At 72.0% G+C, this 24,915-nt stretch carries 26 protein-coding genes, 1 other RNA gene and 3 pseudogenes; 13 read left to right on the forward strand and 17 right to left on the reverse strand.

Features of this window, described 5'->3' with window-relative positions; translation table 11 throughout:
* Positions 1-11 precede the first annotated feature (11 nt).
* A complete protein-coding gene (locus ACFXJ5_RS32170; protein ID WP_384638947.1) occupies positions 12-752 on the forward strand; it encodes a class I SAM-dependent methyltransferase in 741 nt (246 codons plus the stop codon).
* Entirely contained in the window at positions 749-1,837 is a 1,089-nt protein-coding gene (locus ACFXJ5_RS32175) for a prenyltransferase (protein ID WP_384638950.1), read from the forward strand. Before ACFXJ5_RS32170 ends, ACFXJ5_RS32175 begins: the two co-directional genes overlap by 4 nt.
* Before the next feature lie 15 nt (positions 1,838-1,852).
* On the opposite strand, the gene ACFXJ5_RS32180 is transcribed toward ACFXJ5_RS32175, so the two are convergent.
* Positions 1,853-2,140 carry a hypothetical protein gene (locus ACFXJ5_RS32180; protein ID WP_384638953.1) on the reverse strand — a complete coding sequence of 96 codons (288 nt, stop codon included), beginning with the start codon at positions 2,138-2,140 and terminating at the stop codon, positions 1,853-1,855.
* A 114-nt stretch (positions 2,141-2,254) separates the two neighbouring features.
* Between ACFXJ5_RS32180 and ACFXJ5_RS32185 the strand changes: the two genes are divergently transcribed.
* Positions 2,255-2,791, forward strand: a complete 537-nt coding sequence (locus tag ACFXJ5_RS32185) for a hypothetical protein (RefSeq protein ID WP_384638956.1) — start codon at positions 2,255-2,257, stop codon at positions 2,789-2,791.
* Here the strand turns inward: ACFXJ5_RS32185 and ACFXJ5_RS32190 are convergent.
* The 5 genes and pseudogenes from ACFXJ5_RS32190 to ACFXJ5_RS32210 form a co-directional block, all read right to left on the reverse strand.
* Positions 2,778-3,791, reverse strand: a complete 1,014-nt coding sequence (locus ACFXJ5_RS32190; protein WP_384638959.1) for an LLM class F420-dependent oxidoreductase — start codon at positions 3,789-3,791, stop codon at positions 2,778-2,780. The two genes, ACFXJ5_RS32185 and ACFXJ5_RS32190, sit on opposite strands and share 14 nt — an antisense overlap.
* A gap of 105 nt (positions 3,792-3,896) precedes the next feature.
* Positions 3,897-4,766 carry a hypothetical protein gene (locus ACFXJ5_RS32195; RefSeq protein ID WP_384638962.1) on the reverse strand — a complete coding sequence of 290 codons (870 nt, stop codon included), beginning with the start codon at positions 4,764-4,766 and terminating at the stop codon, positions 3,897-3,899.
* 133 nt (positions 4,767-4,899) lie between these two features.
* A complete protein-coding gene (locus ACFXJ5_RS32200) occupies positions 4,900-5,790 on the reverse strand; it encodes an N-acetylmuramoyl-L-alanine amidase (protein WP_384639074.1) in 891 nt (296 codons plus the stop codon).
* Between the two features lie 64 nt (positions 5,791-5,854).
* Positions 5,855-6,514, reverse strand: a complete 660-nt coding sequence (locus ACFXJ5_RS32205) for a class I SAM-dependent methyltransferase (protein WP_384638965.1) — start codon at positions 6,512-6,514, stop codon at positions 5,855-5,857.
* 171 nt (positions 6,515-6,685) lie between these two features.
* Positions 6,686-6,805 (reverse strand): annotated as a pseudogene (locus ACFXJ5_RS32210) (DNA-binding response regulator); the annotation flags it as partial.
* 217 nt (positions 6,806-7,022) lie between these two features.
* On the opposite strand from ACFXJ5_RS32210, the gene ACFXJ5_RS32215 reads away from it, so the two are divergent.
* The 3 genes from ACFXJ5_RS32215 (at position 7,023) to ACFXJ5_RS32225 (ending at position 10,514) form a co-directional block, all read left to right on the forward strand.
* On the forward strand, positions 7,023-7,871 hold the full coding sequence (locus ACFXJ5_RS32215; protein ID WP_384638968.1) for a MaoC/PaaZ C-terminal domain-containing protein: 849 nt from the start codon (positions 7,023-7,025) through the stop codon (positions 7,869-7,871).
* A 21-nt stretch (positions 7,872-7,892) separates the two neighbouring features.
* On the forward strand, positions 7,893-8,969 hold the full coding sequence (locus tag ACFXJ5_RS32220; RefSeq protein WP_384638971.1) for a Zn-dependent alcohol dehydrogenase: 1,077 nt from the start codon (positions 7,893-7,895) through the stop codon (positions 8,967-8,969).
* A gap of 603 nt (positions 8,970-9,572) precedes the next feature.
* The gene (locus tag ACFXJ5_RS32225; protein WP_384638974.1) at positions 9,573-10,514 is read left to right on the forward strand and encodes a 3-oxoacyl-ACP reductase; all 942 of its coding nucleotides are present in this window, start codon (positions 9,573-9,575) and stop codon (positions 10,512-10,514) included.
* A 9-nt stretch (positions 10,515-10,523) separates the two neighbouring features.
* Here ACFXJ5_RS32225 and ACFXJ5_RS32230 read toward each other — a convergent pair whose 3' ends face one another.
* Entirely contained in the window at positions 10,524-10,673 is a 150-nt protein-coding gene (locus ACFXJ5_RS32230; protein ID WP_384638977.1) for a hypothetical protein, read from the reverse strand.
* Positions 10,674-10,794: 121 nt separating this feature from the next.
* Entirely contained in the window at positions 10,795-11,907 is a 1,113-nt protein-coding gene (locus ACFXJ5_RS32235; RefSeq protein ID WP_384638980.1) for a hypothetical protein, read from the reverse strand.
* A gap of 177 nt (positions 11,908-12,084) precedes the next feature.
* Between ACFXJ5_RS32235 and ACFXJ5_RS32240 the strand changes: the two genes are divergently transcribed.
* From ACFXJ5_RS32240 to ACFXJ5_RS32250, 3 genes are read left to right on the forward strand one after another with little or no spacing between them, the layout of a single operon-like run.
* Positions 12,085-12,939: a Nif3-like dinuclear metal center hexameric protein gene (locus ACFXJ5_RS32240; protein WP_384638983.1), complete on the forward strand. Its 855-nt coding sequence runs from the start codon at positions 12,085-12,087 to the stop codon at positions 12,937-12,939.
* The gene (locus ACFXJ5_RS32245) at positions 12,936-13,679 is read left to right on the forward strand and encodes a zinc ribbon domain-containing protein (protein ID WP_384639077.1); all 744 of its coding nucleotides are present in this window, start codon (positions 12,936-12,938) and stop codon (positions 13,677-13,679) included. Before ACFXJ5_RS32240 ends, ACFXJ5_RS32245 begins: the two co-directional genes overlap by 4 nt.
* Complete coding sequence (locus tag ACFXJ5_RS32250; RefSeq protein ID WP_384638986.1) at positions 13,679-14,866, forward strand: bifunctional RNase H/acid phosphatase; 1,188 nt, start codon at positions 13,679-13,681, stop codon at positions 14,864-14,866. The genes ACFXJ5_RS32245 and ACFXJ5_RS32250 overlap by 1 nt, the downstream gene beginning before the upstream one ends.
* A 177-nt stretch (positions 14,867-15,043) precedes the next feature.
* Here the strand turns inward: ACFXJ5_RS32250 and yaaA are convergent, their stop codons facing one another.
* Positions 15,044-15,808, reverse strand: a complete 765-nt coding sequence (gene yaaA / locus ACFXJ5_RS32255) for a peroxide stress protein YaaA (protein WP_384638989.1) — start codon at positions 15,806-15,808, stop codon at positions 15,044-15,046.
* Between the two features lie 165 nt (positions 15,809-15,973).
* Here yaaA and rnpB point away from each other — a divergent pair.
* Together rnpB and ACFXJ5_RS32265 are read left to right on the forward strand one after the other, a co-directional pair.
* Positions 15,974-16,374: RNase P RNA component class A (rnpB, locus tag ACFXJ5_RS32260), an RNA gene on the forward strand.
* A gap of 256 nt (positions 16,375-16,630) precedes the next feature.
* The gene (locus ACFXJ5_RS32265) at positions 16,631-16,777 is read left to right on the forward strand and encodes a hypothetical protein (protein WP_384638992.1); all 147 of its coding nucleotides are present in this window, start codon (positions 16,631-16,633) and stop codon (positions 16,775-16,777) included.
* Between the two features lie 65 nt (positions 16,778-16,842).
* On the opposite strand, the gene ACFXJ5_RS32270 is transcribed toward ACFXJ5_RS32265, so the two are convergent.
* Positions 16,843-17,337, reverse strand: a complete 495-nt coding sequence (locus tag ACFXJ5_RS32270; RefSeq protein ID WP_384639080.1) for a DinB family protein — start codon at positions 17,335-17,337, stop codon at positions 16,843-16,845.
* A 137-nt stretch (positions 17,338-17,474) separates the two neighbouring features.
* Between ACFXJ5_RS32270 and ACFXJ5_RS32275 the strand changes: the two genes are divergently transcribed.
* A complete protein-coding gene (locus ACFXJ5_RS32275; protein ID WP_384638995.1) occupies positions 17,475-17,912 on the forward strand; it encodes a TetR-like C-terminal domain-containing protein in 438 nt (145 codons plus the stop codon).
* On the opposite strand, the gene ACFXJ5_RS32280 is transcribed toward ACFXJ5_RS32275, so the two are convergent.
* The 5 genes from ACFXJ5_RS32280 to ACFXJ5_RS32300 form a co-directional block, all read right to left on the reverse strand.
* The gene (locus ACFXJ5_RS32280) at positions 17,904-18,938 is read right to left on the reverse strand and encodes a Gfo/Idh/MocA family protein (protein WP_384638997.1); all 1,035 of its coding nucleotides are present in this window, start codon (positions 18,936-18,938) and stop codon (positions 17,904-17,906) included. The two genes, ACFXJ5_RS32275 and ACFXJ5_RS32280, sit on opposite strands and share 9 nt — an antisense overlap.
* Before the next feature lie 99 nt (positions 18,939-19,037).
* Positions 19,038-19,490 (reverse strand): lamin tail domain-containing protein, encoded by a 453-nt coding sequence (locus tag ACFXJ5_RS32285; protein WP_384639000.1) that lies wholly within the window; start codon positions 19,488-19,490, stop codon positions 19,038-19,040.
* Positions 19,491-19,610: 120 nt separating this feature from the next.
* Entirely contained in the window at positions 19,611-20,489 is an 879-nt protein-coding gene (locus ACFXJ5_RS32290; RefSeq protein ID WP_384639003.1) for a PhzF family phenazine biosynthesis protein, read from the reverse strand.
* Positions 20,416-21,615: an acyltransferase gene (locus tag ACFXJ5_RS32295; RefSeq protein ID WP_384639006.1), complete on the reverse strand. Its 1,200-nt coding sequence runs from the start codon at positions 21,613-21,615 to the stop codon at positions 20,416-20,418. Before ACFXJ5_RS32295 ends, ACFXJ5_RS32290 begins: the two co-directional genes overlap by 74 nt.
* A 110-nt stretch (positions 21,616-21,725) precedes the next feature.
* Positions 21,726-23,780, reverse strand: a complete 2,055-nt coding sequence (locus tag ACFXJ5_RS32300) for a bifunctional polysaccharide deacetylase/glycosyltransferase family 2 protein (RefSeq protein ID WP_384639083.1) — start codon at positions 23,778-23,780, stop codon at positions 21,726-21,728.
* On the opposite strand from ACFXJ5_RS32300, the gene ACFXJ5_RS32305 reads away from it, so the two are divergent.
* Positions 23,712-24,515 (forward strand): hypothetical protein, encoded by an 804-nt coding sequence (locus tag ACFXJ5_RS32305; RefSeq protein WP_384639009.1) that lies wholly within the window; start codon positions 23,712-23,714, stop codon positions 24,513-24,515. The genes ACFXJ5_RS32300 and ACFXJ5_RS32305 overlap by 69 nt on opposite strands.
* 44 nt (positions 24,516-24,559) lie before the next feature.
* Here the strand turns inward: ACFXJ5_RS32305 and ACFXJ5_RS32310 are convergent.
* Positions 24,560-24,703 (reverse strand): annotated as a pseudogene (locus tag ACFXJ5_RS32310) (3-oxoacyl-ACP reductase); the annotation flags it as partial.
* Between the two features lie 86 nt (positions 24,704-24,789).
* Positions 24,790-24,915, reverse strand: a pseudogene (locus ACFXJ5_RS32315) (3-oxoacyl-ACP reductase); the annotation flags it as partial.

Genomic DNA, 24,915 nt, shown 5'->3' on the forward strand with positions numbered 1-24,915 from the left:
AGAGAGCCTCCGTGCTGACCGTCGACTTCTCCCGCTTCCCGCTCGCCCCCGGCGACCGGGTGCTCGACCTGGGCTGCGGCGCCGGCCGCCACGCCTTCGAGTGCTACCGGCGCGGTGCCAACGTGGTCGCCCTCGACCAGAACGGCGACGAGATCCGCGAGGTCGCCAGGTGGTTCACCGCCATGAAGGAGGCCGGCGAGGCACCGGCCTCCGCGAGCGCGGTCGCGATGGAGGGGAACGCGCTCCAACTCCCCTTCCCCGACGACAGTTTCGACCGGGTGATCATCTCCGAGGTCATGGAGCACATCCACGACGACAAGGGCGTCCTCGCCGAAATGGTGCGCGTCCTCAAGCCCGGCGGCCTCCTCGCCGTCACCGTGCCCCGCTACGGCCCCGAGAAGATCTGCTGGGCCCTGTCCGACGCCTACCACGAGGTCGAGGGCGGCCACATCCGCATCTACCGCGCCGACGAACTGCTCGGCCGGATCCGCGAGGCGGGGCTGCGCCCGTACGGCACGCATCACGCGCACGGCCTGCACTCCCCGTACTGGTGGATCAAGTGCGCGGTCGGCGTCGACAACGACCAGGCCCTGCCGGTGAAGCTGTACCACAAGCTCCTGGTCTGGGACATCATGAAGAAGCCACTGGCCACCCGGCTCGCCGAGCAGGCCCTCAACCCCCTGATCGGGAAGAGCTTCGTGGCCTACGCGACCAAGCCGCACGCGCCCGTCGCGCCCGAGGTGGACGCGTGAGCTCTCCCGGGCGCACCGAGCACCTCACCCTCCCCGGGGTGCTCACCGCCGAACAGGCCGCCCAGACCGTCGCCGGGATCGCCGCCGTCCAGCGCCCCGACGGAGCCATCCCCTGGTTCGCCGGCGGCCACCTCGACCCCTGGGACCACGTCGAGGCCGCCATGGCCCTGGACGCCGCCGGCGAGCACGACCGGGCCGAGGCCGCGTACCGCTGGCTGGCCGCACGGCAGAACCAGGACGGCTCCTGGTACGCCTCCTACCTCTACGCGGACGGCACCGAGGGCGAGCCCGGCGACCGCGGCAGCGAGACCAACTTCGTCGCGTACATAGCGGTCGGCGTCTGGCACCACTACATGTCCACCGGCGACGACGCCTTCCTGGACAGCATGTGGCCGACCCTCTACGCCGCCATCGAGTACGTCCTCGCACTCCAGCTGTCCGGCGGCCAGATCGCCTGGAAGCGCGAGACCGACGGCAGCCACCCCGACGAGGCGCTGCTCACCGGCTCCTCCTCCATCTACCAGGCCCTGCGCTGCGCCCTGGCCGTCGCCGAGCACCGCGAGGACCCGCAGCCCGACTGGGAGTTGGCCGCCGGGGCCCTCGGTCACGCGGTACGCCAGCACCCCGAGCTGTTCCTGGACAAGGACCGCTACTCGATGGACTGGTACTACCCGGTCCTCGGCGGCGCCCTGCGCGGCGCGGCGGCCCTGGAGCGGATCGACGGCGGCTGGGACCGCTTCGTCGTGCCGGACCTGGGCGTACGGTGCGTGGTCCCCAACCCGTGGGTCACCGGCGGCGAGAGCGCCGAACTGGCTCTCGCACTCTGGGCGATGGGGGAGTCCGACCGCGCGGTACGGATCCTCGCCGACATCCAGCACCTACGGGCGGACGACGGCATGTACTGGACGGGCTACGAGTTCAAGGACCGGGCCATATGGCCGCAGGAGCGCACCACCTGGACGGCGGGCGCGGTGCTGCTCGCCGTGGCCGCGCTGGGCGGCGACGAGGCGACCACCGCCGTCTTCGGCGGTGACCGCCTCCCGGTCGGGTTGGAGCCGGACACCAGTGCGACCGGCTGCTGCTGAGGGCTTGGGCGCCGCCTAGACCTTGTTGACCCGGCCTGCGATGGCGTGGCCGAGGAGGAGATAGACCACGGCCGGCAGGCCGTAGTTCAGCAGCGTGCGCTGCCAGTCCCGGCTCACGGTGAAGAGGTTGTGGGCCCAGCCGCCAAGCCAGAACGCCACGTTGTGGATCCAGTTGACGAGGTCGTTCGCCCGGTTGGCGTCGAGCAACCACAGCAGGATCCACAGTAGAAGGAAGAACGCCGCGACATCGGCAACGATCGCGATGATCGTAGCGGCGGGGTTGCCGCCGTATCGTCTGGACATGTATAGCGGGTTGCCCGGATGGGCGATTCGAAACCCTTCTCGAGTGGCCGGGTCGGCAGAGCCGGGTGACGATGCGGATGTCTGTGCCTCGCACCAGCCCCCTGGAGAACAGCCATGCCCCTGCGCCGCACCCTCACCGCGATCCTGCTCGCGGGCGCCCTCTTCGTCCTTCCCGCGTGCGGCGGTAACGCCTCGTCAGACATCTCCGGTGGCAGCGCGAGCCCGACCTCCTCGGTGGCGAAGCAGAAACTCGCCAAGACCCGGTTCGTGGCCAACGCCGGGCTGGCGGCGGGAGCCACGTACCAGTGGATCGTCAAGCCCTACCGGAACGGCACGTTCAAGAAGGGCGCGAACGGCCGGACCGTCGCCCTGGTCAAGGCGGGGCTCGCGGGCACCTTCGCCTACAACCGGCTGAAGCACGCGGCGAACAACGCGAAGGGCGACCCCACGCTGTCCAAGCTGGTCGTGCCGCTGACCGGCGCCATCGACTCCCTCAAGGACCTGCCGGCCAAGCTGCGCAAGGGCGAGTCGACGGACAGCGTGGTCAACAGCTTCCAGGACACCATCAGCAACGTGAAGTCGGCGGGCCAGGACGCGGGGGCCACGGTGACGGACAAGGTGCCGTCGCTGTCCCAGCTCAGCGGAGGTTGAGCTCGGCGAGTACCCGCAGCGTCTCCGGGTCGGGCGCGGTCACCAGCAGATCCGTGACCGGGCCCTCCCGCCACAGGTCGAGGCGCTCGGCGATCCGCTCGCGCGGGCCGACCAGGGAGATCTCGTCCGCGAAGGCGTCCGGGACGGCCTGCAGTGCCTCGCGGCGCCGGCCGTCGAGGAACAGCTCCTGCACGCGGCGGGCTTCGGCCTCGTAACCCATCCGCGCCATCAGGTCGGCGTGGAAGTTGCGGGTGCGGGCGCCCATGCCGCCGATGTAGAAGCTCAGCATCGCCTTGACGGCCGGCAACCCCTCGGCCGGATCCCGGCAGACCCTGGCCCGCACCATGGGCGCGATCATGAAGTCCTTGGGAGCGGCGGCGATCGGCGCCTCATAGAGGTCGGTACGGAACGGCGACCAGTACAGCGGCAGCCACCCGTCGGCGATCCTGGTCGTCTGCTCGACGTTCTTGGGGCCCTCCGCGCCCAGCAGGACGGGTATGTCCGGCCGCAGGGGGTGCGTGATCGACTTCAGCGGTTTGCCGAGGCCCGTGCCGTCCGGCCCGTTGTACGGATGGCTGTGGAAGCGCCCGTCCACCGCGACCGGCCCCTCCCGGCGCAGCACCTGCCGGATGACCTCCACGTACTCCCGGGTCGCGGTCAGCGGGCTCTTCGGGAACGGCCTGCCGTACCAGCCCTCCACCACCTGCGGGCCCGACAGCCCGAGACCCAGCATCATCCGCCCCCCGGAGAGGTGGTCCAGGGTGAGCGCGTGCATCGCGGTCGCCGTGGGCGAGCGCGCCGCCATCTGCGCGATCCCGGTCCCCAGCCGGATCCGGCTCGTATGGGCCGCGATCCACGTCAGCGGCGTGAACACGTCCGACCCCCACGCCTCCGCCGTCCACACCGAGTCATACCCCAGCCGCTCCGCCTCCCGCGCCAGCGCCACATGGTCCTGGGCGGGCCCGCGCCCCCAGTATCCGAGTGCCAGCCCGAGTCGCATGCCTCTCCCCCTACTGACGGCCAGTCAGATGCCTAGGGGACTGTACGGCAACGGCCCCCGCCGTGGAAGGGCGGGGGCCGTGTGGTGGTGGGGCTGGGGTTGGTCTCAGCCGCGCTGGATGCCGCTGGTGTCCTGGAGGACGCCGCGGCGGCCGTCCTGGGTCTGGGCGATGAGGGCGGGGCCGCGCTGATCGACCGCGAGGTACCAGGTGCCGGGGGTGAGTTCGGCGATGGGGGTGGGGGAGCCGTCCTCGGGGAAGAGGGGGCGGGCCACCGGGACGGCGAACCAGAAGGCGGCGAACTCGGGGGCGGCGGGGGCGGCCGGGCCGGGCTGGGGGGCGGCCTGGGTCGGCTGGGGCTGCGGGGCCGGGGCCGGGGCGCCGTAAGGGTGCGGCTGCGGCTGGCCGCCGTACGACGGGTCGGGCGCGCCCGGGGCCGGGTAGCCGTAGCCGCCGGGCTGCGGGGTGCCGGGGTAGGGCTGGCCGTACGGCGTGGGCTGCGGCTGCTGCGGGCGCGGAGCCGGGAGCAGCGGGGCCTTGAGGGCCGGGTTGCCGATCAGGGTCAGCACGGCGAGCGCGGCCAGCCCGAAGGCGCCGACGAGCGACAGGTACGCACCGGCGCCCAGGCTCAGGTCGATGCTGTCGCCGCCGCTGCCTGCGAACAGCGACCACAGGGCGGCCCAGGCGGCGGAGAAGGCGAGGACCGTGCCCCACTGGTCCAGGGCGATGCCCAGCACCTTGCGTCCCTCGGGCTGGAAGCGGGCGGCGACGATCAGACCGGCCGCGATGAGCCCCATCAGGTGGACGGACGGCAGCAGCGGGAAGAGGTTGCTCTTCCAGGCGTTCGTCTCGGCGTGGTAGGAGGCGAAGGAGCCGGTGCCGCTGCTGCTGTAGAAGGTCAGGAACGAGGCGATCAGAAGCAGCACCGCTGCACCGATCACCGCGCCGTCTCCTCGCGTGAGGGAGCGGTTATTCACTAATGGTCCTTAGTCGTCAGTAGTCCAGGCGCGGGGGCGATCCCCCATCGTACGGGTGTGATCAGAGGCCGGTGAGCCGGGTGTTGGCTCTGGTACAGGATCGGGACCCAGCCTCTACGGCGTTCTCACGTGCTCACGTCTTTCCTTCCAGGTATGCGGTGATGCCGTCCGCGATGCCCTGCGCCGCGCGCTGGCGCCAGGCCGCGTCGGTGAGCTCGGCGGCGTCCTTCGGATCACGCATGTTGCCGCACTCGATGAAGACCTTCGGGACGGTGCTGAGGTTGAGCCCGCCGAGGTCGCTGCGGGTCACCAGGCCGGTGCCGCCGCCGAGATAGTTGGCGGGGGAGGAGCCGGTGTCCGCGGCGAAGTGCTTCTTCACGGCCTTGCCGAGGCTGCGCGACGGCGCGACGATCGACCGGGTGTCCGCGATGCCCTGGTGGACGGACGCCGGGAGGATGACGTGGAAGCCGCGGTTGCCGGCCGCCGAGCCGTCCGCGTGGACGGAGATGGCGGCGTCGGCCTTGGCCCGGTTGCCGATGCCGGCGCGCTCGTTGATGCACGGCCCGAAGGCGGGGCCGTCGGTGTCGTGGGTGAGCTTGACCGTGGCCCCGCGCTTGACCAGCAGGGCCTGGGCGCGGTGGACGACGTCCAGGGTGAAGGACGCCTCCGCGTAGCCGCCGTTGGTGGCGGTGCCGGTGGTGTCGCAGGCCTTACGGGCGTTGCCGATGTCGACCAGGCGCGCGATCTCGGCCGTGTGGTTGCGGTCGCCGGGGTTGTGGCCGGGGTCGAGGACGACGACCTTGCCCTTGAGGGGCAGGGCAGCAGGGGTGGCGGGGGTGCCGCCGGCCGCTTTGCTGTCGCTCTTGCCGGCGTCCTTGCTGTCGCCGCCGAGGGTGGACGCCGCCGACGACACGGACGGCAGCGGCAGCACGCGCTGCGGCTCGCCCCCGCCGCCGGGCCCGCGCATCGAGTCCCAGACCAGCCAGCCCGCGAAGCACGTCGGTACGAGTGCGGCCACCGCGATGGCGAGCGTGCCGCCCCGCCGGCCGGATGCATTGCTGAACACGGCAGCGATGCTAGCCGCCGCCTCAGATCCCCGCGCCCGTACGCCGCAGGACGTGCAACGAACCGGTCACGGAGAGTTCCGTAAAAGCGCCGGACGCGAGCGCCCGCCGGTAGATCCGGTACGGGGCCTGGCCGCCGTCGGCCGGATCGGCGAAGACGTCGTGGATCACCAGCAGGCCGTCCGGCGCGACGTGCGGCGCCCAGCCCTCGTAGTCGTTCGTGGCGTGCTCGTCGGTGTGGCCGCCGTCGATGAAGACCAGGGCGAGCGGCTTCCCCCACAGGGCGGCCGCCCGGGGCGAGCGCCCCACGAGGGCGACGACGCTGTCCTCCAGGCCCGCCGCGTGCAGCGTCCTGCGGAAGGTGGGCAGCGTGTCCATCAGGCCGACCTCCGGATCGACCAGCTCCTTGTCGTGGTACTCCCAGCCCGGCTGCTGCTCCTCGCTGCCCCGGTGGTGGTCGACCGTGACGGCGGTCGTCCCCGCCTCCCGGGCGGCGCCGGCCAGCAGGATCGTCGAGCGCCCGCAGTACGTTCCGACCTCCAGCAGCGGCAGCCCCGGCAGCCGCCGGGCCGCGTCGGCGGCGGCCGCGTACAGAGCGAGGCCTTCATGGGCGGGCATGAAGCCCTTCGCCGCCTCGAAGGCGGCAAGCACGGCTGGTGCGGGGTGCTGCGTCATGCCGCCCATCGTGCCAGTCGCCTCCGGCGGGGTGCGCTGGGGGTTTCGGTTGCGTGCCGTTGCGCCTGCGGCGGGCTTCTCCCACCCGCCCACCCGGCGCCCTTGACCGTCGGGCTGGGGCCTCTTGAGGGTGGTTGCGCGCCGTCGGCGACTGTCGCGCCGCACACCCGGAGGGTGCTCTTACAGCCAGCCGTTGTGGCGCGCGGCGCGCAGGGCTTCGAGGCGGTTGCGGGTGCCGGTTTTGCCGATGGCGGCGGCGTTGAGGACGTCGCGTTCGCGGGGGGTGAGGGGGCCTCCTCCCCCTGGTCCCTGTGGGGCCGGGACCATCATCGGTCATGCCCTGACCGTACGAGGGATGGTGCGGGCCGGGGCAGATGCGAATGTCGTGGGTCCGGCAGGACAAATGTCCTGCCCCGACATCCACCGGCTGATGGTGCGTCAGCTCTTCCCGCTCCAGGAGCGATGCGTTATACAGGAGGCCGTTGCTAGAACGCGTTCTAGAAGGAGCGGTCCGGGCATGCCGATCGATGTCACCAAGGCCACCACCGCCGAGCCCCGCCGGGCGGAGCTCGCCTGGACCCACAAGGACGTCCTCCTCTACCACCTCGGAATCGGCGCCGGTGCCGGTGCCGACGACCTCCGCTACACCTTCGAAAGCCCAGCCCTCCAGGTGCTGCCCAGCTTCGCGACCGTCGCCGGCGGGGCGCTGGCCGCCGCCGGCGGACTGTCGATGCCGGGGATCGACGTCGACCTCGCCACCGTGCTGCACGGCGGCCAGCGCATCGACGTCGCCCGTCCGCTCCCCGTCCACGGCAAGGCCGTCCAGTCCTCGCGGATCGCCGCCGTGTACGACAAGGGCAAGGCCGCCGTCATCATCCTCCGCAGCGAAGTCGCCGACTCCGACGGCCCGTTGTGGACCTCCGACACCCAGATCTTCGTACGCGGCGAAGGCGGCTTCGGCGGCGAACGCGGCCCCTCCGCCCGTACGGAGGCCCCCGACCGCGACCCGGACCGCACGGCCCTGCGCACCACCCGCGAGGACCAGGCCCTGCTCTACCGGCTCTCCGGCGACTGGAACCCGCTCCACGCCGACCCCGAGTTCGCCAAGCGCGCGGGCTTCGACCGGCCGATCCTGCACGGGCTGTGCTCGTACGGGATCGTGCTCAAGGCCGTCGTCGACACGCTGCTCGGGGGCGAGGCGGCCCGCGTCCGCGCGTATTCCACCCGCTTCGCCGGGATCTTCTTCCCCGGCGAGACCCTGCGCATCCGTATGTGGTCCGGCGAGGGCCGCATCCAGGTGTCGGCCACCGCCGTCGAACGGGACGACGCGCCGGTCCTCTCCGACACCGTCGTCGAACACGCCTAAGCACGCCTAAGGAGAACCGGCATGCGCGCAGCACTGCTGCAGGAGATAGGCCAGGACAAGCTCGAAGTCGTGGACGACATCGACACGGTGGGCTTCGGCCCCGGGAAAGTACGCATACGCATCCGGGCCACCGGCCTGTGCCACTCCGACCTCTCCGCGATGAGTGGCGTCCTGCCGCAGCCCGCGCCGTTCGTGCCGGGGCACGAGGGCGCCGGCGACATCGTCGAGGTCGGCGCCGGCGTCGACGGCCTGGCGGCCGGCGACCGCGTCCTCGTCTGCTGGCTCCCCGCCTGCGGCTCCTGCCCCGCCTGCCGGCGCGGCCAGTCCCACCTCTGCCTCGCCGGCTTCGTCAACGCCGGCACCCCCAACTTCCGCCGCCCCACCGGCGACGTCTTCGGCTTCGCCGGTACGGGCACGTTCGCCGAGGAGGTCGTCGTCGCCGCCCCCTGCGCCGTCCCCATCCCGGACGACGTCCCCTACGAGATCGCCGCGCTCATCGGCTGCGGGGTCACCACCGGCATCGGCGCCGCGCTCAACACGGCCCGCGTGGAACCCGGTTCGTCGGTCGCCGTCATCGGCTGCGGCGGCGTCGGCATCAGCGTCATCCAGGGCGCGCGGGCCTCCGGCGCCGCCGACATCATCGCCGTCGACCCCGTCGAGTCCCGGCGTGACGCCGCCCTCCGCTTCGGCGCGACGGACGCCGTCGCCCCGGACGACCTCGCCGAGGTGAAGGCCCGCGCCACGGGAGGTGAGGGCTTCGACTACGTCTTCGAGGTCGTCGGCCGTTCCGGTACGGCCCGAACGGCGTACGAGACCACCCGGCGAGGCGGCACGATGTGCGTCGTGGGTGCCGGGGCCATGGACGACCTGCTCCAGATCAACATGTTCGAGCTCTTCTTCGACGAGAAGCGGATCCTGCCGTCGCTGTACGGGGGTGGTGACGTGCTGCGGTCGTACGACCGCGTCATCCGGCTCTGGCGGGCCGGGCGTATCGACCTGGAGGGGCTGATCACGCACCGGGTGCGGCTGGAGGAGATCAACGAGGCCATCGGCCAAATGCGGACCGGTGAGGCGCTCCGTACGTGCATCACGGTGTGACCGCAGCCCGGCCCTCCCCCGTGGTGCCGGTCCGGGGCCTCCGGGGCTGGGGGTCCTGGACCGACATATTTACGTGCGTGACGGGTCCGTCCGTTGCCTCACCCTGCATGCCGCACACAAATATGCGGAGCGTCCAGAACCCCCACCCCTCCGACCCCGGCCCTCCCGTCGTCCACCTTCTGCTCCCCGAGTGGGTGGGTGACTGCGGCCCCGGCCCTCCCGTCGTCCACCTTCTGCTCCCCGAGTGGGTGGGTGACTGCGGCCCCGGCCTTCCCGTCGTCCACTTCTGCCCCCCGGGTGGGGTGGGTGGTTCCGGCCCCGGCCCCTCACGTCGTCCACATTCTGCTCCCCCGGGTTGGGGGTAGGCCGTCCGCCTGAGGCGGGACGGGCTGGCCCAACCCGGCCACCCGGCGAACGCCGCCCGACAGACCCCAGCCACTCACCCTGCGAAGGCGTAGGCGGTGCCCCGGCACGGCGGACGGAGTCCGGCGCAGCCGTCCGAAGCAAGCGCAGCGGCCGCGCACGCGGCGTCCAGGATTTGGGGCCCGGAGGCCCCGGACCGGCACGGAAACGGGGACTGACCAATCGTGAAGGGAACCCCAAATGCCGCTCACCCCACTGCAGGGCCGTACGGCCATATTGACCGGCGCCGGGCGCGGGCTCGGCAGAGCGGAGGCGCTGGAGTTGGCGCGGCTCGGGGCGAATGTGGTCGTGAATGATTATGGGCAGGCGGCGCGCGACGGCTCGGGGGAGGCGTCGGCGAGCCCGGCGGACAGCGTGGTGGCGGAGATCGTGGCGGGGGGCGGGAGCGCCGTGGCGCACCACGGGGACGTGGGGGATTTCGGTGCGGCGGAAGCTTTGATCGGGCTCGCGGTGGAGACGTACGGCGCTCTGGACGTTCTGGTCAACAATGCCGGGATTCTGCGGGACCGCATGGTGTTCTCGATGGCGGAGGAGGAGTGGGACGCGGTGATCCGGGTCCACCTCAAGGGGCACTTCAATACGACGCGCTTCGCCGCGGCGCACTGGCGCGACCGGGCCAAGAGGAGTGGGGCGCCGGTGTACGGGCGGATCGTGAACACGTCGTCCGAGGCGTTCCTGGCGGGCTCCGCCGGGCAGCCCAACTACGCGGCGGCGAAGGGTGGCATCGTGGCGCTGACGACGTCGACGGCGGCGGCGCTGGGGAAGTACGGGGTACGGAGCAACGCGATCTGCCCGAGGGCGCGGACGCGGATGACGGAGGATGTGTTCGGGGCGCCGGAGGGCGGGGGGTTGGATCCGCTGGCGCCGGAGCATGTGGCGCCGGTGGTGGGGTATTTGGCAGGGCCGGCCGCCGACCGGGTGAACGGCCAGCTGTTCGTGGTGCACGGGGGGATGGTGGCGGTGGTGGAGCGGCCCAGGGTGGCGGCGCAGTTCGACACGGCGAAGGACGCGTTCACGTACGACGAGCTGGATGAGCTGCTCACCCCGTACTACGGCGACCGCGACCCGTCGCAGACCTTCGCGGCGACGGAGGTGCTGGCGTTGCGCCGCAGTACGGGGTGAACGTTTCCGCTACTCCGCCGCAGGCCTGCGGTGACGGCCGTGCGCTGAGTTGTCGTTGTCGTCCGGCGAGGCCGGACCCCGGTGGCGGCCCGCGGCCGCACCCTCGGCGGCATCGGCGTGGACGCGTGCCTCGGCGGTGTCGTTTCGGGCTTCGGACATGGGGATTCTCTCCGTCGATCGCTTACGATGTCTGCGCTCGGGGGTCGGCGGAAACGCCCAACGAGCCATCCACGCATGCCGATTGATCACCGACATCGCCCCCGCGCGATCTTATCGGAACTCAAGATCCCGCCGAAATCCGCCCCGCCGCGGCGAGCGGCGCCTTCTGCAGTGGCAGTACGGGACTGGGCGCCGGCTCATCAGGCACCTCCGGGACCGGCGGCGCCTCCGGGAGGACCGCAGGCGCGTCGTAGTCCACCACCCCGCAGGGGCAGTGCACGCAGGCGTAGGGCAGCCGCAGAACGCCCTTCGCCGTCCACAGCCCCGCGCCGGGCAGCCAGCCCTCCGGGCCGGTCAGCCAGGTGGCGGGGCGGCGTTCGCCGGGGCGCCAGACGGCGAGGGACGTCCCGTGCGGACCCTCCACCCGCAGGGCGACCCCGCACGCCTCGGGCATCAGCATCTGCCCGGGCTGGGCCGCGAACGGCACAAGCGTGGCGTCCGGCAGGCGCAGTGCCTCGGGGAAGCGCACCGGGTGGCGGCTGCCGAGCACGCCCCAGCCGAGGCGGTCGTCGCCGGGGGCGTCGCTGCGCACGACGAGCAGCCCGCTGTCGGGCTCGGCGAGCAGCAACCGGTCGTTGCTGTCCTCGGTGATCTGCAGCAGCGGGCTGACCTGCCCGCCGCCGCGCACATCCACCGCCACCGTCTTGGTCCGCCCCTCCACCTCCTGGTCGAGGGCGAGCATCCGGCCCGTACGGTCCAGCCAGACGCCGCCCGCGCAGCGTCCCGGCACCTCGGTGAGCTTCTGCAGGCCCTCGCCGCCGTGCACGAGCCAGACGTGACTGGTCGTGCCGTCGTACGTCAGCGCCAGCGCCTCCCCGGAGACGGGCGGGGGCAGCAGCCGGACCTCCTCCCCTTCCGCCGAGCCGAGCGGCAGCGTCCCCGTGCCGGGCCCGGTCGGATACAGCAGGACGAAATCGTGCCGGTCGGCGACCCGGCGGCGGATGAGGACCCGCCCGTCGGGCAGCGGGAGCACCTCGGAGCCCGGGTCCTCGGGCTGGTTGCCGGGCAGCGGGACGGTGTAGGGCTCGGGGCCGTCCAGCGTCCAGCGCTCGGGGTACCAGTCGTCGCCGTCGCCCCGGGCGGCGAGACAGGCCGCGTACGAGCCGTCGGCCGCAATCGTGAACCCCGCCCGCCGCACATGGTCCGTGGCGGTCTCGGTGGCGCAGGTTGTCATGGTGTGAGCTCACCTCCGTCCCCAGACGCTAGTTTTCGTACCTTCGCCCGACCGACATGAGTTGGTGTGCTTCACACGTAAGGGTGGCTCTTGTCCGGATCTGCGGGAGATCCGGACCCGCATGTGCTGAGCCTCGCGACTCCGTCCCCGTAAGGGATGAGAGGTAACCTTCCACCCGTGCCCAAACTGTCCGACGTCATCGCCGCACTCGAAGCCCTCTGGCCCCCGGAGCGGGCCGAGCAGTGGGATGCCGTGGGCCTGGTGTGCGGCGACCCCGAAGCCGATGTGACGCGGGTGCTCTTCGCCGTCGACCCGGTCCGGGAGGTCGCCGACGAGGCGATCAGGATGGGCGTCGATCTGCTGGTCACCCACCATCCCCTCTATCTGCGCGGTACGACCACGGTCGCGGCCACCGGATTCAAGGGCCGGGTCGTGCACACGCTGATCAAGAACGACATCGCCCTGCATGTGGCGCACACCAACGCCGACCGCGCCGACCCCGGGGTCTCCGACGCCCTCGCCGGCGCCATCGGCCTGCGCGTCACCGGGCCGCTCGTCCCGGACCCGGCCGACCCGGCGGGCCGCCGCGGCCTCGGCCGGATCGGCGAGCTGGACGCACCCCTGACCCTGGCCGAGTTCGCCGACCGGGCCGCGAAAGGGTTGCCGCGCACCGCGGCCGGGCTGCGGATCGCGGGCGACCCGGAGCAGCAGATCCGTACCGTCGCCGTGTGCGGCGGATCGGGCGACAGCCTCTTCGCCGACGTACGCGCGGCCGGGGTCGACGCCTACCTCACCGCCGACCTGCGCCACCACCCGGCCAGCGAGGCCCAGCAGGCAGGGTCGCCGGCACTGATCGACGCCGCCCACTGGGCCACCGAGTGGCCGTGGTGCGAGCAGGCCGCGAGCCAGCTCGACGAGATCTCCGACCGGCACGGCTGGGCCCTGCGGACGTACGTGTCCCGCACGGTCACCGATCCGTGGACGGCACACGCACTTTCCCCCGCCACAACTAGCTCAGGAGCCCCCCGCTGAACGCCGCGCCCGCCGACCAGATCCGACTCCTCGAAGTCCAGGCCCTCGACTCGCGTATCGCGCAGCTGGACCACAAGCGCCGCAACCTCCCCGAGCACACGGAGCTGGAGCGGCTGACCGCCGATCTCACGCAGCTGCGTGACCTCCTCGTCGCCGCCCAGACCCAGGAGAGCGACACCGCCCGCGAGCAGACCAAGGCCGAGCAGGACGTCGACCTGGTGCGCCAGCGCTCGGTCCGCGACCAGCAGCGCCTCGACTCTGGCGCGGTCTCCTCCCCGAAGGACCTGGAGAACCTCCAGCGCGAGATCACCTCGCTCGCCAAGCGGCAGAGCGACCTCGAGGACGTCGTCCTGGAGGTCATGGAGCGCCGCGAAGGCCTGCAGGAGCGCGTCGCCGAACTCACCGGCCGCGTCGACTCCGTGACCGCCAAGGTCACCGAGGCCGAGGCCCGCAAGAACGCCGCCCTGGAGGAGATCGACGCCGAGGGCTTCAAGGCGGCCAAGGAGCGCGAGGTCATCGCCGGCGCCGTGCCGGCCGACCTGCTCAAGCTCTACGACAAGATCCGCGTCCAGTCCGGTGGTGTCGGCGCCGCCAAGCTCTACCAGAAGCGTTGCGAGGGCTGCCGCCTGGAGCTCAACATCACCGAGCTCAACGAGGTGCGCGCCGCCCCCGCCGACTCGGTCGTCCGGTGCGAGAACTGCCGCCGCATCCTCGTCCGCACCCCGGAGTCCGGTCTCTGATGCCTGCCGGTACCCGTCGTTCGTTCATCGTCGAGGCCGACGGCGGCTCCCGGGGCAACCCCGGACCGGCCGGCTACGGCGCCGTCGTCCTCGACCCGGCCACCGGTGAAACGCTGGCCGAGGCCGCCGAATATCTGGGGACGTGCACCAACAACGTCGCCGAGTACCGCGGCCTGATCGCCGGGCTGCGGGCCGCCCACGCCCTCGACCCCGAGGCGCGGATCCGGGTCCGTATGGACTCCAAGCTCGTCGTCGAGCAGATGTCCGGCCGCTGGAAGATCAAGCACCCCGACATGCGGCCGCTGGCCGCCGAGGCGCGCACGGTCTTCCCGGTCGGCCAGGTGACGTACGAATGGATCCCCCGCGAGAAGAACAAGCACGCCGACCGCCTCGCCAACGAGGCCATGGACGCGGGCAAGAAGGGCAAGCAGTGGGAGCCGGGGCAGTCCCGGGCGGCCTTGTCCGTGGTCCCCGACCCCGAACCCCTGGACGAGCCCTTCGAGGAGCCCCTCGATGAGCCGAAGGCCGCGCCCTCGGCCGGCTGGTCCGGCGACGTCGGGGCTCCGACGACCTTCGTGCTGCTCCGGCACGGCGAGACCGCCCTCACCCCCGAAAAGCGCTTCTCCGGCAGCGGTGGCACCGACCCCGAGCTGTCCGAGAAGGGCCGCTGGCAGGCCCAGCGCGCCGCCGAGTCCCTCGCCGCACGCGGCACCATCCAGGCCGTCGTCAGCTCCCCCCTCGCCCGCTGCCGCCAGACCGCCGACACCGTCGCCGCCCGCCTCGGCCTCGACGTACGCATCGACGAAGGCCTGCGCGAAACGGACTTCGGCGCCTGGGAAGGCCTCACCTTCGCCGAGGTCAAGGACCGCTACCCCGCTGAACTCGACGCCTGGCTGGCCTCCCCCAAGACCGCCCCGCCCGGCGGCGAAAGCTTCGCCACCGTCGCCCGCCGCATCGCCGTCTCCCGCGACAAACTCCTCGCCCGCTACGCCGCCAAGACCGTCCTGCTCGTCACCCACGTCACCCCCATCAAGACCTTCGTCCGCCTGGCCCTGGGTGCCCCGCCCGAGTCCCTCTTCCGCATGGAGCTGTCAGCGGCGGCCTTCTCGGCGGTGGCGTACTACGCGGACGGCAACGCGTCGCTGCGGCTGCTCAACGACACGTCGCACCTGCGGACCCCTTTTTAACGCGCCCCTCGCACCGCTTCGCGGGCTTCGGGGCGCTGCGCCGGCCTCCGGCCGTCGTGCTGGGGCCGCGGCACGGGCAGGACGGGGTTCTCGCCCCAGGGTGTAGGGGTCCGGGGGCGGAGCCACCGGTTTCGGGGAGAGGCGGGGCGGGGGAGATCCCCGCGCCCGGGCGCCCGCCTAGTGGATGTCCTCGACCAGGACGTCGATCCGGCCGGGCCCCGGCACCTCCACCACGAACCCCAGCTCCCGCAGGACAACCACCAACTCCGCCGGGTCCTTCGGCCGCGCCCCCGCCACAAGCAGGGCCCGCACCAGCCGCCCCTTCGTCGCCTTGTTGAAGTGGCTGACCACCTTCCGGGTATCGGCCTGAAGCACCCGCACCGTCGCCGTGCGCCGCGCCACCTCACCCTTCGGCTTCCACACCGTCCCGTAGGCCGCCGACCGCAGGTCCAGCACCAGGCCGCCGTCCGCCACCGCCGGCATGACCTCGGCCATCGGGCCCCGCCAGTACGCGCCGAGCCCGCCCAGCGCCGGGAGCCGTACGCCCATCGAGCAGCGGTACGACGGGATGGCGTCGCCGATCCGCACCGCGCCCCACAGGCCGGAGAAGACCAGCAGGGATTTAGCCGCCCGGCGCCGCGCGGCCGCGTCCAGGGTGGCGAGCCCGAGGGCGTCGTAGAGCACACCCGTGTAGAGCTCACCGGCGAGCAGGGTCGGGGCGTCGCGCAGCCCGGCGTTCTTGGCGACCTCGCCCCGAAGCCCGGCGCTCAGCCCGAGTACGTGCGCCGCCTTCTCCTCGTTCCCCGCGCACAGCCCGACCAGTTCATCGAGGACCGCGCCCCGTGCCTGCGTCAGCCCCGGCAGTGACAGCGCCTCCAGCTTCACGGCCGGACCGGTACCCCCGGTGGCCTTGCCCTCGGACGGCGGAAGCAGGACGAGCACGGCAGGTCTCCTCGGCGCAGCGGTACGACATCAGTGACGATGCAGCCTACGGCGGCCCGGCTTACGCTCGCTCCAGGCGCCGTCGCCACCTGCGCGTGAAGGCCGCCGCCGTTCGCCCCGGCGTGGACGGGGACCGAGGTCGACTACCATGGTCACCACGGCGGACGAGCCGGCCGGGCGGCCGCGACGGGGTCTTGTGATCCCGTCGAGGAACGTCCGGGCTCCACAGAGCAGGGTGGTAGGTAACGCCTACCCGGGGTGACCCGCGGGACAGTGCCACAGAAAACAGACCGCCAGGAGCCGTCAGGCACCTGGTAAGGGTGAAACGGTGGTGTAAGAGACCACCAGCGGCCGGGGTGACCCGGCCGGCTAGGTAAACCCCACCCGGAGCAAGGTCAGGAAGGGGACCGACAGGTCCCTGCGCGAACGTTCGAGGGCTGCTCGCCCGAGTTCGCGGGTAGACCGCACGAGGCCGGCGGCGACGTCGGCCCTAGATGGATGGCCGCCTCCCCCGGAGCCGTAAGGCCCCGGGGAGACAGAACCCGGCGTACAGGCCGACTCGTCCGCCTTCGGCTCTTACCAGGCCTTTTGCCTGGTGAAACCGACGAATTTCTTGCTGCCGGTTATCTCACCAGGTGGTGAGGGGGTTGGAGTTCCGTATCGACGGGCGGAGCGGCATCGCCCGGGTGCTCCGCCCGTACCGACCAGAACCTCGAGAAACACACCATCGTCGGCGAAGAGAACCGTCGGTCACTTTGAGTTCGCCTTCACCGGTACGAGTGCCCTGTCGAAATCTATGTCGACGGCGTTGACCAAGGTGCCTTGACGCCCCGAACCAGCGCCTCGCCGTATCCGGTCAGGCTGGTGAACTACCAGATCACCGGTCTGGTCGCCGGGTCTCACCGGGTGAAGATCGTGAACAACAGCGCGGCCCTGCTGGTCGTGGACGCCTTCACGTCACGGTACTGACGCCGTCGCCGTCCGCCGGGCTGCCCTTGATCGAGGGCAGCCCGGCCATGGCTGGAGCGTGCGCTTCATTCGGTCAGGACGAGCCAGCGCCTGCCGTCGATGAGTTCGCGTACGGCGTCGAGGTGACCGGCGTGGCTTGCGGTCTCGACGATCACGTGCAGGACGACTTCCCGCAGGGAGTGGATCCGCCAGTCGCCGAAGAGTCCTTCCGGCCACCAGGTGGGGGCGGCGTCCAGAGGGGTGTCGGTGATGATGGCGTTCGCGAGGTCCGTCTGCCGCCGGTAGAGGTCGAGAATCGTCGCGGCCGGTACGTCGGGGCCGACCTGCCAGGCCGCGTCGGGGGCTTGGGGCGGTCTGTCGGTGACGGCCGGCTCGCCGGCGACGACGCCGCGGAACCAGAACCGTTCGACGTCCAGGGCGAGATGCTGGACCAGTCCCAGGCAGGTCCAGCCCGACGGGAGGACCGGTCGGCGCAGGGCTTCGTCGTCGAGGCCGTCCAGGATTCCAAGCACGTGCTCACGCTGGTCGTTGAGGTAGGAGAGGAGCGTCTTGCTCTCCATGCCGAGCGTCGGTTGCGACACCGATTCCTCCGTTGTTGTCCACGCTGTGTACGTAGATGTACAAAGCGTAGACGGCTATGGCGGCGGCAAGAAGCAGTTACCACCATGGCGGTCTGCGGGATGCGCTGGTGCGCGCCGTGGCTCAGGATGCCCTGGTCCATATGGCCCGGACCATCGAGGAGAAGCAGAAGGAGAAGCGGGCCGAGGCGGGAGACGGCCTGGCGATGCTGCGCGGGGTGGGGGAGGGCTACATCCAGTTCGCCCTTGATGAGCCCGGCTGGTTCGACGTCGCCTTCTTCGCGATGGCCGACATGGTCAACTCCACGGCGGTCACGCTCTCGCCGTACCGGCAACTCCAGGACGCCCTGGCCGACCTCGTGAGCGCGGAACTCCTCGACCCCGCCAAAGCCGCCGACGCGGCCGTCACTTGCTGGTCGGGAGTGCACGGCTTCGCCACCCTCACGTCCCGCGGCCCTTTGCGGGAGTTGCCGCGAGAACGTGTGGATGCGCAGGCCGAGCGGCTGGTCGCGGACCTGGTGGACGCGGTCGCAGGTGCGGACCGCAGGTCAGGGTAGGCGTACGACCTCACCGGTGGTGGCGGCGGTGCGGGCGGCGTCCAGTACGGTCGCGGTGGCCACCGCGTCCCAGGGGTCGACGGGAAGGGGCCGGGTGCCCCGGACGGCGGCGGCGAACGCCGGGTAGAACAGGTCCCACCGTCCACGGGCGGACGGTGCGGGCTCGGCATGGTCGCCACGGAGTACCCGGCCCCACCGGTACTCGGGCTCGATCCCCCAGCGGTCGCCCTCCGAGGCCGGGGAGGCGCCCGCGATCAGCAGGTCCTCCTGTCCGTCCACGCCGTCGACCAGGTAGGTACCGGTGGTGCCGGTCGCGCGGAAACGGGGGCCCGGCGCGCCCTGCCGCCAACTGCCGGACAGGTGCGACTGCGCCCCGCCCCGGTGGGTCAGGGCGACGAAGACGTCCTCGTCGAGCCCGTCGGCGTCGTCACGGTGCCGCAGTTCCGCGTACACCCGCTCGACCGGCCCGGACAGTACGAGTGCCTGGTCGACCAGGTGGCTGCCGAAGTCGAGCAGGGTGCCGCCGCCCGCGGCCGGCGGGCCGGGCTCGGGCTGGAACCGCTCGAAGCGCGACTCGAACCGGGTCAGCGTGCCGAGTGCCCCGTCGGACACGAGCCGCCGCAGGGTGAGGAAGTCGGAGTCCCAGCGCCGGTTCTGATAGACCGTCAGCGGCGCCCCCAGCCGTTCCGCAAGCTCCACGGTCTCCCGGGCCGAAGCGGCGTCGAGCGCGAACGGCTTGTCGCAGACCACCGCCAGGCCCAGCTTCAGCGCCTGCTGGGCCAGCGGGATGTGCGTGGCTGCCGGGGTGGAGATCGCGACCGCCTCGGCCCCGGCCCGGACCAGTTCCTCCAGCGAGGCGTACGCGGGCCGGCTCAGCTCGCGGGAGACCTGGTCGCGGCGCTCGGGCGAGGTGGTGACCACTCCGAGGAACTCGCAGGTCGGTGCGGAGGCGAGCAGCGGCGCATGGAAGTACCTGCCGCCGAAGCCGTAGCCGGCCAGTCCGATGCGTACGGGCGGGACGTCCATGCGTGTTCCTTCGAGGTTGTCGTTGAGGTGGCCGGCGATCAGGGCGAGTGTCGCACCGCTCGGGTCGACGCCACGTACAGGCCGGCCACCTCGACCACGTCAGCAGACCTTGTAGGCGACGTGGCTGTTGTTGTAGCTGCAGGAGTCGACCTTGGTGCCACTGGCCTTCTTGAGGGTGGCGGTGTCCTTGTCGTTGTTCCAGACGTAGGCGCGGCGGTTCTGGTACTTGTTCGTCGAGGTGTCGCTGCCGGAGCCGGTGTGGACCTTGACGGTCTTGCCGGCGCCGAGGGTGAAGGTGCGGAAGGTGTACGTGTGGCGGGAGGCGTCGGTCAGGGTCCATCCCTTGAGGCTGCGGGCGGTGGAGGTCGAGTTGGAAATGGTGACCCACTCGGCGTTGAGGCTGGCGTTGGACCGACGATCGACGCCCGGGCTGTTGTAGTAGATCTTGGCGATGTGTACGGACCCGGCGGCCTGCGCGGCGGGGGCGGCGATCAGGGCGGCGGTCGTCGCGGATATCGCGGTGACAAGACAGGCGAGAGTGCGGTGGCGCATGGTGCGGTTCCCCCCAAGGGATGGTGCGGCGGCCCGATGGGCTGCTGCGATGAGGGGAACCGTACACCCGGTATGACCATGTTGGATATGTAATGTTAACAATGTAAGGACGTTGGGTTTTCAGGTAATCGCAACGCCCGTGCCGCTGACCCGAACCCGGGGGTCGTCCTCGCGCAGCGAGACCGTGAGGAGGCCGGGGCGGCCCATGTCGTGGCCCTGGTGGAGGGTGAGGGTCGCGGGGGCGGTGACCAGGCCCAGTTCGCGTACGTACGCGCCGAAGGCGGCGGCAGCGGCGCCGGTGGCGGGGTCCTCGACGACGCCGCCGACGGGGAAGGGGTCGCGGACGTGGAAGACGGACGAGGACTCGCGCCAGACGAGCTGGAGGGTGGTGAGGTCGGCCGAGCGCATGAGGGCGGCGAGACGGTCGAAGTCGTAGTCCAGGTCGGCGAGCCGGGCGCGGGTGGCGGCGGCGAGGATGAGGTGGCGGGCGCCGGCGTAGGCGATGCGGGCCGGCAGGGCCGGGTCGAGGTCGGTGGCGGGCCAGCGGAGGGCGGCGAGGGCCTCGATGACGGTCTCGCGGGGTGCGGGAGCGACGTGGGGCTCGACGCTGGTGAGGGTGGCGCGCAGGGCGCCGGAGTCGTCGGCGCTGACGGTGACCGGGACGGTGCCGGCGGCGGTGGAGAAGACGAGGTCACCGGGACCGAGGCGTTCGGCCAGGGCGATGGCCGTCGCGACGGTGGCGTGGCCGCAGAAGGGGACTTCGGCCTTGGGGCTGAAGTAGCGGACGGTGAGGTCGCGCGGGTTCCGGCGGCCGGTGATGAAGGCTGTCTCCGAGTAGCCGACCTCGGCGGCGGTGGCGAGCATCGCGGCGTCGTCGAGGCCGGTGGCGTCGAGCACGACACCGGCCGGGTTGCCGCCTGCCGGGTCAGCGGAGAAGGCGGTGTACCGCAGGACTGTCCCGCCGGTGGGCCGGGTCTGCGTGTGTGGCTGCTGCTTCATGCCCGGCGTCAACGTGGTCCTTCCGTACGGTGTTCCCGATCGGCCACGGGTGCGGCACGCGTCGGGCGGCGAGGTCCTCGGCCCAGCCGACCAGGAGGATGGCCACCGCGATCAGCGGCCAGGTGACCAGGTACTGGAACCAGACGGCGTCCAGGGGCAGATGGGCCGCGAAGGCCGGGACGTTCCACATCGCGTCGATCAGCGGGACGCTGGCGATGAGCGCGATCTCGTGCCACAGGTAGACCGTGACCGCGCGGGCGTTGAGCAGCCCCACCACGCCGTCCACGAAGGGCATCCGGGGCAGCCGGCGCGGCCGGAAGCGCAGCAGGACGAGGACGAAGCCGAGCGACCACAGGGCCTGGGCGAGGGGGATGTCGTTGAGGTCGTAGCCCTCCTCCGTGGGGTGGGTGTACGCGAAGGCCCCACCGGCGGCCACGCAGACCGTCGCCGCGGCCAGGACCGTGCGGGCCCGCACGGCGTCGAGCCGGCCGTCGCGGTGGGCGAAGCCCAGCAGCCAGCAGGCGGTGAAGGCCGTCAGGTCGACCGCGGCGGACAGCGCGGGCTCGGGGAGCGGCAGCAGCTCGTACTGCGCGAGCGCGGCCAGGCCCAGGCAGGCGCCGAGGCAGAGCAGGGGGGCGCGGCGGAACGCCCTCAGCAGCAGCGGGGAGAGCAGGACGAGCCAGAGGTACGTACGAATGTACCACAGCGGCGCCGTCATCTGCTCGGCCCACGCGGTGCTGGGCGGGTCGCCGAGCGGCAGGATCCAGAACGCCGCCCGCAGCCAGGAGTGCGGCCGCCATCCGTGGACGTACATCGCGCTGAGCGCCACGGCCGCGAAGACCCAGAAGGGCACCAGCAGCCGGCGCAGGCGGCTCTTCAGGACGGCGGCCGCCGGACGGGCGAGCGACTGCGCCATCAGCGACCCGGCGAGGGCGAACATGACGCCGAGGGAGGGGAACAGCAGGGTCAGCCAGGCCCAGCCGAAGGCGTGGTACGTGACGACCCGGACGAGGGCGAGGGCCCGCAGCAGGTCGAGGTAGCGGTCCCGGCCGCCGGCCGTCTGCGGGGCGGGACCTGGTGGCGCCGTGGCGGGCCCGGCTGCCGGTGTGACTTCGGCGGCGTGCAATGTGTCCTCCTGAGCGGGGGTTTGCGTTGTCGGGCCGCGGCCCGGTGGCCGGGTTGTGGCCGCCCGTTCCGCCCCTGCGGAACGCCTGCCCACAACCGGTGGACGCGAGGTCATCGATGGCCGCCGGCGCCCACGGGCGGCGGCGCGCCGACCTCGCCGGTGCGGCGGAGCTTGTGCCAGCCGAGGCGGCCGCCGGCGAGGGCGGTGGCACAGGACTGGAGCAGGACGAGGTACATCAGCTGCCGGTACAGGACCTGCTGGAGCGGCAGGGGCCACAGGTCGCGCAGCGGCTCGCCGTCGAGCCGGAAGGCGTAGGCGGCGCACGCGGCCTGGACGGCGAGGACGGCGGACCAGGCGAGGGCGGTCTTCGCCGGGTCCATGAAGATGAGGCCGTAGAGGGCGAAGATGTCGATGAGCGGGGCGAACAGCGGGGCGAGCAGCTGGAACAGCACGATCAGCGGGAGCCCGACCCGCCCGAAGCGGCCGGAGTGGCCGTGGTCGAGCGCGGCGCCCCGGTGCTTCCACATCGCCTGCATGGTGCCGTACGACCAGCGGTAGCGCTGCTTCCACAACTGCTGTACGGAGGATGGCGCTTCGGTCCAGGCGCGGGCGCGCTCGGCGTAGACGACGTGCCAGCCGGCGCGGTGCAGGGCCATCGTGATGTCGGTGTCCTCGGCGAGGGTGTCGTCGCTCATGCCGCCGACGTCGGCCAGGGCGGTGCGCCGGAAGCCGCCGACCGCGCCGGGGATGGTGGGCATGCAGCGCATGAGGTCGTACATGCGGCGGTCGAGGTTGAAGCCCATGACGTACTCGATGTGCTGCCAGCGCCCGATCATGGAGCCGCGGTTGCCGACCTTGGCGTTGCCCGCGACGGCGCCCACCCGGGGGTCGGCGAAGGGCTGGACGAGCTCGCGGACGGTGGCCGGCTCGAAGACGGTGTCGCCGTCCATCATGACGACCAGCTCGTAACGGGCCGTGGTCACACCGGTGTTGAGGGCGGTGGGCTTGCCGCTGTTGGGCTGCCGTACGACGGTGACCTCGGGCAGGCCCATCGCCTCGACGATGTCGGCGGTGCCGTCCGTCGAGCCGTCGTCGACGACGATGATCTCGACGGGGTGGTCGCTCGCGACGAGTGAGGTGACGGTGTTGGCGATGCACTCGTGCTCGTTGTACGCGGGCACGATCACGCTGACCGGGTCGGTCACCGGCGGCCCGAACACGCGGGGCCGCTTGACGTGGCGGCGGGCCAGCACCAGCATCGCGGCGAAACGGGCGAGCACCAGCACCCCGACGGCGCTCAGCAGCGCGGCCAGGGCCGGCACGGCGGCGTCGGAGAGCTGGACGGCGGCGACGAAGGCGCGGCCCTTCCACAACTCCGTACCGGTGACGGGGTGGTTGGCGGTGTCGGCGCCGAGGGCTCCGCTGACGGTGGCGAAGTGGTAGCCGCGCGCCCGGAGCAGCGGGACGATGCGGCCGAGGGCGGCGACGGTCTGCGAGCGGTCGCCGCCCGCGTCGTGCATGAGGATGACGGCGCCTTCGCCGCGGGTCCCGGGGACGGCGGCGTCGACGATGGCCTGGACGCCCGGGCGCTGCCAGTCCTCGGTGTCGCGGTCGATGAAGGCGGTGACGTAGCCCTTGCGGCCCAGCTGCTGGACCACCGGCCAGGAGAGGTTGTCCAGCGCGTCGGCGGTGGAGGAGTACGGCGGCCGGAAGAGCGAGCTGTGGATCCCGGCCGCGCCGGCCAGGGCCAGCTGGGTCTGCGACAGCTCGCGGTCGAGGCGGGCGGAACCCTGGTAGACCAGGTCGGGGTGGGAGAAGGTGTGCACGCCGATCTCGTGGCCGTCGCGGACCATCTGCCGGATCAGGTCGGGGTAGCGGGCGGCGTTCTCACCGGTGACGAAGAAGGTGGCGTGCACGCCGTTGCGGCGCAGCACGTCCAGGATCCTCGGGGTCCAGGTCGGGTTCGGCCCGTCGTCGAAGGTCAGCGCGATCGTACGGGCCGGGGTCCGGTACGACGTGGGGCGGGCGCCTGTGGTGTCCACCACCGGGCCGCCGTCCAGCACCGCCTCCGGTACGTGGTCGGCGGACACCGGCGGATGGACGCGGTGGTCGGCGGCGAAGTCCCCGCGTACGTAGCCGCCGAGCAGCAGCACGCACACCAGCATCGTCAGCACGAGCAACGGAATGACCAGCCGGGGACGGAGCGGGATCACTGTCCCCCGCCCCGCGGCGCCTCGGCCACCGGCGACGCCGCGTCACTCGCCGCCGGGCTGCCCGTCACCGGCGCGGACGCGCTCGCCACCGGGTTCCCCGACGCCGACGCGCTCGCCGAACCCGAGCCGCCCGCACCGGCCGACGGCGTCGCCGTCGCGCCCCTCGCGGTGCCCGTCGCCCGGGGCGACGCGGACGCCGACGCCCGGGCCGACGTGGTGACCGTGGGCGCCGCCGGTGCCGGCTGCCCGCCGCCCGTTCTGGCCTTCGCGTACGCAGGCGTACGTCCGTACCCCGCACTCCCCGCCGTGGTCGCCGCCGACGGCTCCGCCGGCAACTCCACCGTCCCCGCCTCCGACTCCCCGTCCCCCGGCGCCGAACTCGGCACCCCCGGCAGCGGCAACAACGTCCGCGGGGCGATCGGCGTCGCCCCGGTCAGGCTCAGCACAAGCCCCACCGTGTACACCCCGCACGCGGCCCCCACAATCCACCCGATCCGGCGCACCCTCCGGGCCCGTCTCCCACTGCTGTCCACGAACACCGGCCCCGACAGCGGTATCAGCTCCGCTGCAGGCTCGGGTTCGGGTCCGGCCCATACATCTACGGCTATGGGAGTTACGGCAGTTACGGCTGTGTCGTGGTGCCTGGTGAGCATGCCGCAACGTAACGTGCCGGAACCAGCTCTATAGGCAGTATTTCTGACTTGACCGTTTCCGTACGAAAGATGATCGCCTCAGCCGCGGCCGATGTACGGCATGGTGGTCGCCATCACGGTGGCGAACTGGACGTTGGCCTCCAGGGGGAGGGACGCCATGTGGACGACGGTGCGGGCGATGTCGGCCGCGTCCATGACCGGTTCGGGCGTGACGGTGCCGTTGGGGCCCCTTCTTTCTGCGGCCCTCGCGCCGCTTCGCGGGCTTCGGGTCGCTGCGCCGGACTCCGTCCGGCGGATCCGGCTTCCCGTCAGCCGCGGCCGATGTACGGCATGGTTGTGGCCATCACGGTGGCGAACTGGACGTTGGCCTCCAGGGGGAGGGACGCCATGTGGACGACGGTGCGGGCGATGTCGGCCGCGTCCATGACCGGTTC

It is taken from the genome of Streptomyces sp. NPDC059373, from assembly GCF_042751495.1.
In the GTDB taxonomy this organism is placed as follows: Bacteria; Actinomycetota; Actinomycetes; order Streptomycetales; family Streptomycetaceae; genus Actinacidiphila.

Excerpts from the sequence above, each read along its gene's own strand:
- ACFXJ5_RS32285 (WP_384639000.1), bottom strand. The coding sequence starts at position 19,490 with ATGCGCCACCGCACTCTCGCCTGTCTTGTCACCGCGATATCCGCGACG.
- ACFXJ5_RS32190 (WP_384638959.1), bottom strand. The coding sequence starts at position 3,791 with ATGCGACTCGGGCTGGCACTCGGATACTGGGGGCGCGGGCCCGCCCAG.
- ACFXJ5_RS32220 (WP_384638971.1), top strand. The coding sequence starts at position 7,893 with ATGCGCGCAGCACTGCTGCAGGAGATAGGCCAGGACAAGCTCGAAGTC.
- ACFXJ5_RS32230 (WP_384638977.1), bottom strand. The coding sequence starts at position 10,673 with ATGTCCGAAGCCCGAAACGACACCGCCGAGGCACGCGTCCACGCCGAT.
- ACFXJ5_RS32290 (WP_384639003.1), bottom strand. The coding sequence starts at position 20,489 with ATGAAGCAGCAGCCACACACGCAGACCCGGCCCACCGGCGGGACAGTC.
- ACFXJ5_RS32250 (WP_384638986.1), top strand. The coding sequence starts at position 13,679 with ATGCCTGCCGGTACCCGTCGTTCGTTCATCGTCGAGGCCGACGGCGGC.
- ACFXJ5_RS32205 (WP_384638965.1), bottom strand. The coding sequence starts at position 6,514 with ATGGGCGGCATGACGCAGCACCCCGCACCAGCCGTGCTTGCCGCCTTC.
- ACFXJ5_RS32180 (WP_384638953.1), bottom strand. The coding sequence starts at position 2,140 with ATGTCCAGACGATACGGCGGCAACCCCGCCGCTACGATCATCGCGATC.
- ACFXJ5_RS32215 (WP_384638968.1), top strand. The coding sequence starts at position 7,023 with ATGCCGATCGATGTCACCAAGGCCACCACCGCCGAGCCCCGCCGGGCG.
- ACFXJ5_RS32185 (WP_384638956.1), top strand. The coding sequence starts at position 2,255 with ATGCCCCTGCGCCGCACCCTCACCGCGATCCTGCTCGCGGGCGCCCTC.
- ACFXJ5_RS32280 (WP_384638997.1), bottom strand. The coding sequence starts at position 18,938 with ATGGACGTCCCGCCCGTACGCATCGGACTGGCCGGCTACGGCTTCGGC.
- ACFXJ5_RS32300 (WP_384639083.1), bottom strand. The coding sequence starts at position 23,780 with ATGCTGGTGTGCGTGCTGCTGCTCGGCGGCTACGTACGCGGGGACTTC.
- ACFXJ5_RS32225 (WP_384638974.1), top strand. The coding sequence starts at position 9,573 with ATGCCGCTCACCCCACTGCAGGGCCGTACGGCCATATTGACCGGCGCC.
- ACFXJ5_RS32270 (WP_384639080.1), bottom strand. The coding sequence starts at position 17,337 with ATGGAGAGCAAGACGCTCCTCTCCTACCTCAACGACCAGCGTGAGCAC.
- ACFXJ5_RS32305 (WP_384639009.1), top strand. The coding sequence starts at position 23,712 with ATGGACGCGGTGGTCGGCGGCGAAGTCCCCGCGTACGTAGCCGCCGAG.
- ACFXJ5_RS32235 (WP_384638980.1), bottom strand. The coding sequence starts at position 11,907 with ATGACAACCTGCGCCACCGAGACCGCCACGGACCATGTGCGGCGGGCG.